This is a genomic window from Pseudonocardia abyssalis, from assembly GCF_019263705.2.
GTDB lineage: Bacteria > Actinomycetota > Actinomycetes > Mycobacteriales > Pseudonocardiaceae > Pseudonocardia > Pseudonocardia abyssalis.
The window spans coordinates 4,270,442-4,282,815 of the sequence record NZ_JADQDK010000001.1; the positions used below are offsets into that span (position 1 = coordinate 4,270,442).

Consider the following 12,374-nt stretch of genomic DNA (forward strand, 5'->3'; position numbering starts at 1 on the left):
CCGTAGCGGCCTTACCGATCGCGAACCCCGCAGGCCGGACAGGTCCGTCCCGCCTAGCCTCACGACGGTGCGCATCCTGATCACGGGCGGGGCGGGCTTCATCGGCTCGCACGTCGCCGACCACCTCTCCTCCGACGGCCACGACGTCGTGGTGCTGGACGCGCTCCTGCCCCAAGCGCACGACGGCGCGCCGGGGTGGACGCGCGACCACGAGTTCGTCGAGGGCGACGTCCGCGACCCCGACGTGCTCGCCCGGCTGCTGCCCGGCGTCGACGCCGTGTGCCACCAGGCGGCGATGGTCGGGCACGGCGTCGACCCGTCGGACGCCCCGCTCTACGCGGGCCACAACGACCTCGGCACCGCGGTGCTCCTGGCCGCGATGCACGCCGCGGGCGTCGGACGGCTCGTGCTGGCCGGATCGATGGTGGTCTACGGCGAGGGGGCGTACGCCTGCGTCGAGCACGGCCCCGTCCGCCCGGGCCCGCGCCGGTTCGCCGACATCGACGCCGGACGCTTCGAGCCGCCGTGCCCGGTGTGCGGCGCGCCGTTGGAGCCGGGGCTCGTGGGCGAGGACGCCCCGCTCGACCCGCGCTCGACCTACGCCGCGACGAAGCTCGCTCAGGAGCACCTGGCGTCGGCGTGGGCGCGGCAGACCGGCGGGTCGGTCTGGTCGCTGCGCTACCACAACGTCTACGGACCGCGGATGCCCCGCGACACCCCCTACGCCGGGGTCGCGTCGATCTTCCGGTCGGCGCTCGAGCGCGGGGAGGCTCCCCGCGTCATGGAGGACGGGCGGCAGCGGCGCGACTTCGTCCACGTCACCGACGTCGCCGCCGCGAACGTGCTCGCGCTGGGCACCGACCCGGCAGAGGGCACGCTGGTGCCGGTGAACGTCTGCTCCGGCGAGCCGCACACCATCGGCGACCTCGCCGTCGAGCTGGCCGCGACGATCGACGGTCCGCCGCCGGTGGTCGTCGGCGGCGCCCGTCCCGGCGACGTGCGGCACGTCGTCGCCGATCCGGCCCGCGCCCGCACCCTGCTCGGCTTCCGCGCCCGGACCGGCTTCGCCGACGGGGTGCGGGACTTCGCCACGGCCCCCCTGCGCTCCCCCGTCGCGTCCGGCTGATCGTTCCGAGCCGAGTGCCACGGTCGTCCGCTCGACCACCACTCCCCCCACCGATGATGCTCAGCCCTCCACGCCGGTGATCGTTCCGAGATGACCCCGGCGGCGGTCGGCACGACCACCACGCTCAGCTCGGACGATCACGCGCCCGCGGCGGGCGCGGTCGCGATCCTTGCCGCCACTCGGGGCGGCGCAACACGTCGACGGCGCGGAACCGCAACGTCCCAGCCCGCGCGCTCCAGGTACGCCTCGCGGCGGAGGTCCCGCAGCGCGCGCTCCCGGGTGCGGAGCTCGCGCCCGTCGAACTCGATCGCGAGGAGCAGTTCCGGGTAGGCGAGATCGAGGAGGTAGGGCCCGACCGGGTGCTGCAGCACCGGGGCGGGGAGCCCGGCCCGGCGCATCGCGTACCGGACGCGGGTCCTGATCGGTGACGCCGCGAGCCGGTCACTCAGGGCCACGACACGCGGGAGCCACCCGGTCCGCCGTGCCCCGCGGAACGATCACCCGTCCCCGGCCGCCCGCGGGATCACCGCGCCAGCGGCAGCCGCACCTCGAACCGGCAGCCCGGGCCGTGGTTGCGGGCGTCGATCTCCCCCTCGTGCGCCTCGACGAGCCCCCGCGCGATCGCCAGCCCGAGCCCGCTGTGCGACTCGCCGTCGGGGGTGCGGGCGTCCTCTCCGCGGAAGGCGACCTCGAAGACGCGGTCGAGGTCGTCGGCGGGGATGCCGCCGCAGCCGTCGTCGACGCGCAGCCACGCGCGGTCGCCCACCACCCCGGCCGCGACGACGACCGCGCCGTCGGAGGGCGTGTGCCGGATCGCGTTGGACAGCAGGTTGCGCACGACGCGCGCGAGCTCCGGGTCGCTGCCGAGCACCACCGGCCACTGGCTGTCGGCCGCCGCCTCGACGCGCACCCCCTTGCGCGACGCCGCCACCCCCTCCACCGCGACGGCCTCGGAGACCACCTCGTGCAGCGGCACCTCCGACAGCGTCAGCGCCAGCGCACCGGAGGTGATCCGCGAGAGCTGGAACAGGTCGTCGACCATCCCGGTCAGGCGCACGGTCTCGCCGCGGATCCGGCGCGCGTAGTCGGCGACCTCGTCGGGGTCGCTGACGACACCGTCGGTCAGGGCCTCGCTCATCGCGCGGATCCCGGCGAGCGGAGTGCGCAGGTCGTGGCTGATCCAGGCGACGAGCTCGCGCCGAGACGCCTCCGCCACCCGCTCGGCGTCGTGGGCCTCGTGCAGCCACATGACGTCGTTGGCGATCCCGCGCCCGAGCATCAGCGCAGCCGGCACCGTGAACGCGGCCACCACCGCGCAGACGACGAGGAACCCGCCCAGCTGCGGCGTGTACATGAACCCGCTGACGCCGATCACGCCGGCGAGGGTGGCCGTGACCGGCACCAGCACCAGCACCGTGACGGCCGCGGTGAGCGAGCGTCGCCGCATCCGCGTCAGCAGCAGCGCCCCCAGCAGCGCCACGGGCACCGAGAACGCCAGCGCCAGTGGCACCGACGCGAGCAGCATCCCGATCACGGCGAGCCGTCGTAGCGGTAGCCGACGCCCCAGACCGTCGCGATCCGGACCGGCGCGGTCGGGTCGGGCTCGATCTTCTCGCGCAGCCTGCGCACGTGGACGGTCACGGTGGACTGGTCGCCGAAGTCCCAACCCCACACGCGTTCGAGCAGCTCGGCGCGGGTGAACGCCTGGCCGCGGCGACGGACGAGGAACGCGAGGAGATCGAACTCGCGGACGGTCAGGGCGAGCTCGCGGTCGCCGATCGACGCGCGGCGGCCCGGGATGTCGACGCTCAGCGACCCGTCGACGACGGGCTCGACGCCGGTCTCCCGCACCGGCCGCTCCCGCGAGCGACGCAGCACCGACGCGACGCGCAGCACCAGTTCGCGCGGACTGAACGGCTTGGTGACGTAGTCGTCGGCACCCAGCTCCAGGCCGAGCACGCGGTCCTCCTCCTCCCCGAGCGCGGTGAGCATGACGATCGGGACGCCGACCGACCCCAGCCGCAGCCGCCGGCACACCTCCAGGCCGCCGAGCCGGGGCAGCATGAGGTCGAGGACGACGACGTCGGGCGTCCGCTCCGCGACCGCGCGCAGCGCCGCCTCCCCGTCGCCGGCGACGTCGACGCGGTAGCCGGCACGGTCGAGGTAACGGCTCACGACGTCGCGGACGGTGGTGTCGTCGTCCACGACCAGCGCGAGCGGGCGGTCGGTCATGGCGCCGAGGTTATCCGCGGCGGCGACCGCCGCCGGATGACGTCATCGAGCGGTAATTCGTGCACACGACGTCACTGTTCGGTAAGCCGATTCACCGCGCGGCATTCCGCCGACCGGCCTAGCTTCATGATCATGGAGCAGCTCGTCGACGTGATCCTCCCGTGCCTGGACGAGGCGCAGGCGCTGCCCGGGGTGATCCGCGCCCTGCCTCCCGGGTTCCGCCCGCTCGTCGTCGACAACGGGTCGCGCGACGGCACCCCCGAGGTCGCCGGGTCGCTCGGCGCACGGGTGGTGCACGAGCCGCGCAAGGGCTACGGCGCCGCGGTGCACACCGGCCTGCAGGCCGCCACCACCGACGTCGTCGCGTTCCTCGACGCCGACGGCTCGCTGGACCCGGCCGAGCTGCCGGGGATGGTCGCTCTGCTGGTCGGGGGACCCGGGGGCGGGAACGGGGGGACTCGCGGGGTGGACCTCGTCGCCGGGCGCCGCAGGCCGCAGGGTCGGGGCGCGTGGCCGTGGCACGCGCGGGCGGGCAACGCCGCGATCTCCGCGCTGCTGCGCCGCCGCGGCGTCGACGTGCACGACATCGCCCCGGTCCGGGTGGCCCGCCGCACCGCGCTGCTCGACCTCGGCATCACCGACCGCGCCTTCGGCTACCCGCTGGAGCTGCTGGTCCGCGCCGGGGCGGCCGGGTGGCGGATCACCGAGGTCGACGTCGCCTACCGCCCCCGGACGGCCGGACGGTCGAAGGTGTCGGGCTCGGTGCGCGGCACCGTCCGCGCCGCCCGCGACATGGCCGGGGTGCTGCGGTGACCGCCCTGCTCGTGCTGGCCAAGGCCCCCGTGCCGGGGCTGGTCAAGACCCGACTGTGCCCACCGCTGGAGCCCGCGGAGGCCGCCGACCTCGCCGCCGCCGCGTTGCTCGACAGCCTCGACGCGGCGTCGGCCGTGCCCGGGGCGACCCCGGTGGCCGTCCTGACGGGGGACCCGACGCGGGCCGCGCGCGGCCCCGAGGTGCGGGCGGTGCTCGGCTCGGTCCGGGTGATCCCCCAGCGCGGCGACGGTCTCGGGGCCCGCATCGCCGCTGCGCACACCGACGCAGCGTCACTGCTCCCGGGCCGCCCGACGTTGCAGATCGGGATGGACACCCCGCAGGTCACCGCCGCGGCGCTGGCCGACGCGGCCGCGCACCTCACCCGTGTCGACGCCGTGCTCGGTCTCGCCGTCGACGGTGGTTGGTGGGCTCTGGGCCTGCGCGACCCGGCGGCCGCGGCACTCGTCGCGGACGTCCCGACCTCCCGCGACGACACCGGCGCCCGCACCCTCGCCGCACTGCGTGCCGCCGGGCTGCAGGTGCACCTGCTGCCCGAGCTGTCCGACGTCGACACGATCGACGACGCCCTCACCGTCGCCGCGCTCGCCCCCGGCACCCGCTTCGCCACCGCGGTCCGATGGCTGCCCGTCCCGGCCGGACGCCGGTGACGACCTCCTTCGCCCGGGCCCTGTCCGGGCACGACGCCGAACTCGTGCGCAGCGACGGCGGCACCGCCCGGCTCGACGTCGACCGGTGGCGCGGTGCGGCGGCCGGCGAGGACGCCTGGCTGATCGAGCGCTGCCGCGGCTCCACGATCGACCTCGGCTGCGGGCCGGGGCGGCTCGTCGAGGCACTGGTCGCGCGCGGGATCGAGACCCTCGGGGTCGACGTCTCGCCGGAGGCCGTCGCACAGTGCACCGGCCGCGGGGTCCCCGTCCTGAACGCCGACGTCTTCGCCCCGTTGCCCCGCGAAGGACTCTGGTCGCACGCGCTGCTCGCCGACGGCAACCTCGGCATCGGCGGCGACCCGGCCGCCCTGCTGCACCGGGCGGGCCGGATCGTCGGACCGGGCGGAACCGTGCTCGTGGAGCTGGACCCGGCCGAGCCCGGACTGTGGCGCGGCGAGGCACGGGTGCGCAGCCGCGACGACCTCACCCCGCCGTTCCCGTGGGCCTGCGCGGGGCTCGCGGCGTTCCCCGACCTCGCCGCCGGCGCCGGCCTGCGGGTCGGCGCCTGCCACCGCGGCGTGCGCCAGTTCGTGGAGCTGTGGCGGGACCACGCCGATGCCGGGAGGGGGTGTCGGCACCGACGCGGCCCGCTGGTCCCCGAACGCGGGGCACCACGGGGGACCAGGTGAACGAGACCACCCCCGCGGGAGTACCGCAAGGCCCGGATGGATCAGTACACACAGGACGCAACGTGCTCGGTCGGTCCAGCCACCGACGGTGACACCCCCGGCGCGCCACCCGTCCGGCATCGCCCGATCGCACGCACCGCACGGGCCGGCGTCAGCCGGGCTCCCCGCCCAGCGTGACGTCGACCGGTTGCCCGTCCACGACCAGCGTGACGAGATCCCCCGGGGCGTTCTCCCGGATCGCCGCGATCAGGTCGTTGCCGTTGGTGACGACCCGGTCCCCGACCCGCGTGACGACCTGGCCCTGCCGGATCCCGGCCAGCTCGGCCGGACCGCCGGGGACGATGCTGTTGAGCACCGCGCCGTCGAGCTCCTGCGCATTGCCCGCGTTGACGCCGGCACCGAGGATCGCGCGGGTGGCTCGGCCGGTGGTCTCCAGCTCCTGCGCGGTGCGCCGGGCCTGGTTCACGGGGATCGCGAACCCGACGCCGATCGACCCGCCCTCCGCCCCGGTCGTGGCGATCACCGAGTTGATCCCGACGACGCGGCCCTGCATGTCGGTCAGCGGACCGCCGGAGTTGCCGGGGTTGATCGCGGCGTCGGTCTGCAGCGCACTGAGCACCGTGGCCTCGCTCGCCCCGGACTCCTCCCCCACGCTCACGGCGCGGTCGACCGCGCTGACGATCCCGGTCGTCACCGTGCCGCCCAGGCCCAGCGGGGAGCCGAACGCGACGACCTGCTGGCCGACGCGGACCGCGTCGGAGTCGCCGAACTCGATCGGCGTCAGGCCGGACACGCCGGGGGCGCGGATCACGGCGAGGTCGGAGCCGGGATCGAGGCCGACGACGTCGGCGGGTGCGGTGGTGCCGTCCTGGAACACCGCCAGGATCGAGCCGCCGCCCGTGGCCACCTCGACGACGTGGTTGTTGGTGAGGATCAGGCCGTCCTCCGACAGCACCATCCCCGAGCCCTCGCCCGCCCCCGCGGTCCCCTGTACCAGCAGCCGGACGACGGACGGCAGCACGCGCTCGGCCACCGCCTCGACCGGGCTGAGCGGGGTGGTCGAGGAGTCCGGTGCGGGCAGGGGGGCGCCGAGCACCCCGGACGAACCGCCGCTCCCGCCCCCGCTCCCGGCGAGCGTGGCGCCGACGACACCGCCCACCCCTCCGCCGAGCAGCGCGGCGACCAGCCCGATCGCGACGAGCGCGCCGCGGCCGGTGCGGCGCTCCTTCGGCGGTGCGACGTGCTGACCCGCGTTCGGCGGGCCGCCGTACGTCCCGACGGCCGGGTAGGCGCCGCTGCCCTGGACGCCGCTTCCCGGGCCGCCACCGCCCGGGACGCCGCTGCTCGGGACGCCGCTGCCCGGGCCACCGTGAGCGGCGCCGCTGTACCCGCCGACCGCATGGGTGCCGCCGTACGCACCCCCGCCCGACTGTCCGCCCGGGTACCCGCCACCGGGGGTCCCGTAGGTGCCCTGCGCGGACTGGCCGGCGCCCTGCGCGTACTGCGTGGATCCGTGCTGCGCCGATCCCTGCTGCGCCGACCCGTACTGCGCCGACCCGTACTGCGCCGACCCGTACTGCGCCGACCCGTACTGCGCCGACCCGTGGTGGCCCGCTCCCGGGCGGCCCGATCCGTGCTGAGTGCCGGATCCGTGCTGGGCGCCCGGCCCGAACTGGGCGGTCGATGCCGGCCGGGCCGCCGGTCCGGCCTGCGCCGATCCGCCGCCGTGACCTCCCACGGCCGCCTGCTGACCGGTCCCCTGCACGCCACCCGCTGCGGGCTGCTGCTCCGCCGGCCGCGCGTACGGGTCGGCGTCGGCGGCACCACCGGTGTCGGGTCGGGGGTGGAAGGTCGTCTCGGCTGCGCGATCCGGGCGGGGCTCGTCGGGGCCGGGGGTGTCGTTGGACATGACCTCACCACGTTCGGGGGTTCACCGGTCGCGGACCCGCCACGCCAGCCTAGGACGCAACCGACGCTACTGCCCGGTCGGCGGGACCCCTCCCGGCGAGCGACCCGGCAGCCGCAGCGCCATCGACGCCCCGCCACCGGGGGCCCGGCCCGCCCACACCGCGCCGAGGTGGCGCACCGCGACCTGCCGCACGATCGCCAGGCCGAGCCCGGATCCGGGCATGGTGCGGGCACGGTCGGCGCGGTAGAAGCGGTCGAACACGCGCGGGAGATCCTCCTCGGCGATGCCCGGGCCCTCGTCGGCCACCTCCAGCAGCACCGACCACCCGTCGAGCTGGCGCATCCGCACCGCGACCGTGCCCCCGGCGGGGCTCCACTTGGCCGCGTTGTCGAGCAGGTTGAGCACCGCGCGCTCCAGCGCCGTCGCGTCGCCCATCAGCGTCCACGGCACGAGCTGCGCGTCGAACTCGACGTCGCCCGCGCGCCGCTTCACCCGTTCCAGCGCCCGCTCGACGACGTCGGTCAGCTCCACCGGCTCGTGCACCTTGAGCGGCGCGTCGTCGCGGGCCAGCTCGACGAGGTCACCGACGAGCGTCGAGAGCTCCTCGATCTGGGCGTGGACGTCGGTGAGGATCTCCGCGCGGTCGGAGTCGGGCAGCGTCGGGGCACCGGGACGGTTGGCCGAGGCGAGCAGCTCCAGGTTGGTGCGCATCGACGTCAGCGGCGTGCGCAGCTCGTGCCCGGCGTCGGCGACGAGTCGGCGCTGCTGCTCCTGCGAGGCCGCGAGCGTGCCGAGCATCTCGTTGAAGCTGATCGTGAGCCGCGCGAGCTCGTCGGCGCCGTCGACGGGGATCGGGCGCAGGTCCCCGGTGGCCGCGACCCGCTCGGTCGCCGACGTCAGCCGCTGCACCGGCCGCAGCCCCGTGCGGGCGACCGCGATCCCGGCCAGCCCGGCCAGCACGACCCCGACCGCACCGACGAGGGGCAACGCGAACGCGAGCTTGGTCAGCACCTGCTGGGTCGGGTCGAGCCGCTGTCCCATCACCAGCGCACGGCCCTGCCCGGCCTGCACCGCGACGACGCGGTACGGGTCGTTGCCGATCGACGCCGTACGCACCGACGACGTGGCGAGACCCCGCGCGACCTCCAGCTCCGGGCGCTCGATCGGCGGCGAGGACAGCTGCCCCTCGGCCGACTGCGCGCTGCCGTTCGCGGCGAGCAGCGCGATCCGGATGTCGCCCGCACCCAGGACGTCGGGCGGGATCGTGGAGAGCTGCAGTGGATCCGCCAGCTCGCTCTGCGCGGCGGCGACGGCGCGCTGGAACAGGTTGGTGTCGAGCGTGGCGAGGATGTTGGAGCGCACGGTCAGGAACGCGGCGAGCGACACGAGCACCACCGCCATCGCCGCCACCAGCGCGGCGAGGATCCCGATCCGGGAGCGTAGGGAGAAGCGGTCCAGCATCTCGACGCGCGGGGTGGAGCCGTCGGGCCGGGAACTCATGGGGCGGTGTCGCGCAGCACGTACCCCACCCCGCGCACGGTGTGGATCAGCCGGATCTCGCCCTCGGCCTCGGTCTTGCGGCGCAGGTAGCCGATGTAGACCTCCAGCGCGTTGCCGGTGGTCGGGAAGTCGTAGCCCCACACCTGCTCGAGGATCTGCGTGCGTGACAGCACCCGTCGCGGGTTCGCGAGCAGCAGCTCCAGCAGCGAGAACTCGGTGCGGGTGAGGCTGATCGGACGCTCGCCACGGCGGACGTCACGGGTGTCGGGGTCGAGCGAGAGGTCGGCGAACTCCAGCACCGCGCTGTGCCCGGCCGCGGCGGCCGCCACGTCCTCGGGGGTGCGGCGGCGCAGCAGCGCCCGGAGCCGGGCGAGCAGCTCCTCCAGCGCGAACGGCTTGGGCAGGTAGTCGTCGGCGCCCGCGTCGAGGCCGGAGACCCGGTCGGACACGGCGTCGCGCGCGGTGAGCACGAGGATCGGCAGCGCGTCGCCCGCCCCGCGCAGCCGCCGGCACACCTCCAGGCCGTCCAGGCGCGGCATCATCACGTCGAGGACCATCGCGTCGGGCCGCTGGACGTCGACGGCCTCGAGCGCGGCGTAGCCGTCCTCGGCCAGATCCACCTGGTAGCCGTTGAACGCCAGTGACCGCCGCAGCGAGTCGCGCACGGCCCGATCGTCGTCGACCACGAGGATGCGCATGGTCACCAGTGTGGCCGCCGCGTCTGAGATGCCGCTGAGAGGCTCCTAGAAAGAGGCCAGGTACCCGGCCGCCATGTCGTCGTCGCCATGCCCGGCGTCGGCGGCGCGGTGGTAGCGGGCGGCGGCCGCCGGGGCCACGTCGAGGCGGATCCCGGCCTCCTGCGCCGCGGCGGTGATGAGGTCGGCGTCCTTGGCCGCGTTGGTCACCGAGAAGCTCGGCGTCCAGTCCCGCGCGCGGATCGCCTTCGCCTTGGCCTGCAGGTAGGGCAGGTCGAGCGGGCCGCCGCCGACGGCGTCGAGGAACGCCTGGGGGTCGACGCCCAGCCCTTCCGCCAGCGCGACGGCCTCACCGGTCGCCGCGGTGATCGCCAGCACCCAGCTGTTGACGACGAGCTTGAGCCGGCTCGCCGCGAGCCCCGTCGCGTCGTCGGCGACCCAGCGCGTCTCGCGGCCGACGGCGTCGAACACGGGCTGGACCGCGGCGCGGGCGGCCGGCGACCCGGCGGCGAGCACCAGCAGCTGCCCCGACTCGGCGGGCGCCCTGGTGCCCACGACGGGGGCGTCGACGAACCGCAGCCCATGCCTCGCGGCGATCGCGAGCAGCTCGGACTGGTCGACGCCGGCGGTCGTCATCTGCGCCCAGACCTGCCCGGACGCGGGCTCCGCCTGCTCCATGACCTCACGGACGTGGCTCCCGTCGCCGAGCATCGTGACGATCACGTCGGCGCCCGCGACCGCCTCGGCCGGGCTCGACGCGACCGTGGCCCCGGCCTCCCCGAGGGCGAGCGCCTTGTCGGCGGTGCGGTTCCAGACGCGGAGCGGGAGTTCGGCGGCGAGGATGTTGAGCCCCATGCCCGCTCCCATGATCCCGGTCCCGAGCAGTGCGACGGTGGGGGTGTCGGTCATGCCTCGACGCTACGACCCTCGCTGTGATCACCGGGCGTGGGGGATCGCCGGGCGTGGGGCAGGATCGACCGGTGGGTTACGTCGTGGTCGTGCTCGTCCTCGTCGCACTGCTGCACGGGTACGTGTACCGCCGCGCCGTCCACGACCTCACGACGAGCCGCCGGGTCCGGGTCACCGGCGCCGCGCTGATCGCGCTCCTGGGGCTCGCGGTCGCCGGTGCTCTGGCCACGCGCGGGGCACCACCCGACGCGGTACGCCCGCTGCACCACCTCGGCTATCTCTGGCTCGCGGTCCTGGTCTACCTCGGCGTCGTCCTCGCGCTCGGCGAGCTGGTACGGCTCGCCGTGCGGTTCGTGCGCGGGCGACCGTCCGAGGACCGGCGACGGTTCCTGTCGCGGGTGATCGCCGGGACGGCCGCGGTCACGGCCGTCGGCACGGTCACCCACGGCGCGGTCGTGGCCCGGCAGCCGCGCGTCGAGCGGCGCGAGGTGCTGCTCGACCGCCTCGACCCCGCCTTCGACGGCTTCACCGTCGCCGCGATCTCCGACATCCACCTCGGCCCGCTGGTCGACGGCGCCGACGTCCGCGGGTTCGTCGAGATGATCAACGGCGCGACCCCGGACGTCGTCGCGGTGCTGGGCGACCTCGTCGACGGCAGCGTCGCCGACCTCGGGGGCTACGCCGCGCCGCTCGCCGACATCGCCGCGCCGACGTACTTCGTCACCGGCAACCACGAGTACTACTCCGGTGCCGCGGAGTGGGTGGAGTTCCTGCCCACGCTGGGGATCCGCGTGCTGCGCAACGAGCGTGAGGAGATCCGCCGGGGTGACGCCGTACTGCACATCGCGGGCTGCGACGACCGCACCGCCGCGGCGTCCGGCGTCCCCGGGCACGGCTTCGACCTCGACGCCGCACTCGCCGGCCGCGACCCCGATCAGCCGGTCGTCCTGCTGTGCCACCAGCCGGTGATGGTCGACCGGGCCGCCCGCGCGGGCGTCGACCTGCAGATCTCCGGGCACACCCACGGCGGGCAGCTGTGGCCGGTGACGCAGGTGGCGCTCGTCGACCAGCCGGTGCTCGCCGGGCTCGCCCGCGTCGGCCCGACCTGGCTCTACGTCACCCGCGGCACCGGGTTCTGGGGCCCACCGGTGCGCGTCGGCTCCCCGCCGGAGATCACGCTGCTGACGCTGCGCTCACGCTGACGCCTTGCGAGGGGCGGCCCGCACGTGCATCTTCTCGCCCTGTTTGCCGAACAGGCTGAGCATCTCGACGGGGCGGTCGTCGGCGCGGCCGAACCAGTGCGGCAGCCGCGTGTCGAACTCCGCGGCCTCCCCCGCGCGCATCACGAAGTCGTGCTCGGCGAGCACGACCCGCAACCGTCCACTCAGGACGTAGAGCCACTCGTAGCCCTCGTGCGTCTGGGGACTGGGGTCCGAGCGCGGGGAGTCGGCCGGGATCGTCATGCGGTAGGCCTGCAGCGGCCCGGTCTGCAGCGTCAGTGGCTGGAACACGATGCCGCCGCGCTCGAACGGCTCCAGCCGCACCCGCGGATCCTCCACCGGCGGCGCCCCGACCAGCTCGTCGAGCGGCACCCGGTGCGCCCGCGCGATCGGCAGCAGCAGTTCCAGGCTGGGGCGCCGGCCCCCGGACTCCAGGCGCGACAGGGTGCTCACCGAGATGCCGGTCAGCTCGGCCAGACCCGCGAGCGTGACGCCCCGCTGGCGGCGCAGCCGCCGCAGCCGCGGGCCGACCTCGTTCAGCACATCGTCGTCGGACATGCCCCCATCTTGCCGTAGCGGCAACAATGCTTGTCGGATCCGCGAGACGGGCGCA

At 75.4% G+C, this 12,374-nt stretch carries 13 protein-coding genes; 5 read left to right on the top strand and 8 right to left on the bottom strand.

What is annotated here, in order from left to right:
- Positions 1-67 precede the first annotated feature (67 nt).
- Positions 68-1,126: an NAD-dependent epimerase/dehydratase family protein gene (locus I4I81_RS20690; RefSeq protein ID WP_218604081.1), complete on the top strand. Its 1,059-nt coding sequence runs from the start codon at positions 68-70 to the stop codon at positions 1,124-1,126.
- Positions 1,127-1,263: 137 nt separating this feature from the next.
- Here I4I81_RS20690 and I4I81_RS20695 read toward each other — a convergent pair whose 3' ends face one another.
- The 3 genes from I4I81_RS20695 to I4I81_RS20705 all read right to left on the bottom strand — a co-directional run bounded on the left by I4I81_RS20695 (position 1,264) and on the right by I4I81_RS20705 (position 3,358).
- A complete protein-coding gene (locus tag I4I81_RS20695; protein WP_218604080.1) occupies positions 1,264-1,581 on the bottom strand; it encodes an endonuclease domain-containing protein in 318 nt (105 codons plus the stop codon).
- Between the two features lie 68 nt (positions 1,582-1,649).
- Positions 1,650-2,651 carry a sensor histidine kinase gene (locus I4I81_RS20700; RefSeq protein WP_218604090.1) on the bottom strand — a complete coding sequence of 334 codons (1,002 nt, stop codon included), beginning with the start codon at positions 2,649-2,651 and terminating at the stop codon, positions 1,650-1,652.
- A 5-nt stretch (positions 2,652-2,656) separates the two neighbouring features.
- Entirely contained in the window at positions 2,657-3,358 is a 702-nt protein-coding gene (locus I4I81_RS20705) for a response regulator transcription factor (RefSeq protein ID WP_218604079.1), read from the bottom strand.
- Positions 3,359-3,490: 132 nt separating this feature from the next.
- Between I4I81_RS20705 and I4I81_RS20710 the strand changes: the two genes are divergently transcribed.
- The 3 genes from I4I81_RS20710 to I4I81_RS20720 are packed head-to-tail and all read left to right on the top strand — an operon-like array spanning position 3,491 to position 5,528.
- The gene (locus I4I81_RS20710) at positions 3,491-4,171 is read left to right on the top strand and encodes a glycosyltransferase family 2 protein (protein WP_218616274.1); all 681 of its coding nucleotides are present in this window, start codon (positions 3,491-3,493) and stop codon (positions 4,169-4,171) included.
- A complete protein-coding gene (locus tag I4I81_RS20715) occupies positions 4,168-4,839 on the top strand; it encodes a TIGR04282 family arsenosugar biosynthesis glycosyltransferase (RefSeq protein WP_218606236.1) in 672 nt (223 codons plus the stop codon). Before I4I81_RS20710 ends, I4I81_RS20715 begins: the two co-directional genes overlap by 4 nt.
- The gene (locus tag I4I81_RS20720; protein ID WP_218606235.1) at positions 4,809-5,528 is read left to right on the top strand and encodes a methyltransferase domain-containing protein; all 720 of its coding nucleotides are present in this window, start codon (positions 4,809-4,811) and stop codon (positions 5,526-5,528) included. Before I4I81_RS20715 ends, I4I81_RS20720 begins: the two co-directional genes overlap by 31 nt.
- A 151-nt stretch (positions 5,529-5,679) precedes the next feature.
- On the opposite strand, the gene I4I81_RS20725 is transcribed toward I4I81_RS20720, so the two are convergent.
- From I4I81_RS20725 to I4I81_RS20740, 4 genes are all read right to left on the bottom strand, one after another.
- On the bottom strand, positions 5,680-7,437 hold the full coding sequence (locus tag I4I81_RS20725; RefSeq protein WP_218616275.1) for a S1C family serine protease: 1,758 nt from the start codon (positions 7,435-7,437) through the stop codon (positions 5,680-5,682).
- Positions 7,438-7,503: 66 nt separating this feature from the next.
- Complete coding sequence (locus I4I81_RS20730; protein ID WP_218601063.1) at positions 7,504-8,937, bottom strand: sensor histidine kinase; 1,434 nt, start codon at positions 8,935-8,937, stop codon at positions 7,504-7,506.
- Positions 8,934-9,635, bottom strand: a complete 702-nt coding sequence (locus I4I81_RS20735) for a response regulator transcription factor (protein WP_218601064.1) — start codon at positions 9,633-9,635, stop codon at positions 8,934-8,936. The genes I4I81_RS20730 and I4I81_RS20735 overlap by 4 nt, the downstream gene beginning before the upstream one ends.
- Positions 9,636-9,680: 45 nt before the next feature.
- The gene (locus I4I81_RS20740) at positions 9,681-10,541 is read right to left on the bottom strand and encodes an NAD(P)-dependent oxidoreductase (RefSeq protein ID WP_218601065.1); all 861 of its coding nucleotides are present in this window, start codon (positions 10,539-10,541) and stop codon (positions 9,681-9,683) included.
- 71 nt (positions 10,542-10,612) lie between these two features.
- Between I4I81_RS20740 and I4I81_RS20745 the strand changes: the two genes are divergently transcribed.
- Entirely contained in the window at positions 10,613-11,743 is a 1,131-nt protein-coding gene (locus tag I4I81_RS20745; protein ID WP_218601066.1) for a metallophosphoesterase, read from the top strand.
- Here the strand turns inward: I4I81_RS20745 and I4I81_RS20750 are convergent.
- Positions 11,735-12,319 carry a helix-turn-helix domain-containing protein gene (locus I4I81_RS20750; RefSeq protein WP_218601067.1) on the bottom strand — a complete coding sequence of 195 codons (585 nt, stop codon included), beginning with the start codon at positions 12,317-12,319 and terminating at the stop codon, positions 11,735-11,737. The genes I4I81_RS20745 and I4I81_RS20750 overlap by 9 nt on opposite strands.
- Positions 12,320-12,374 lie beyond the last annotated feature (55 nt).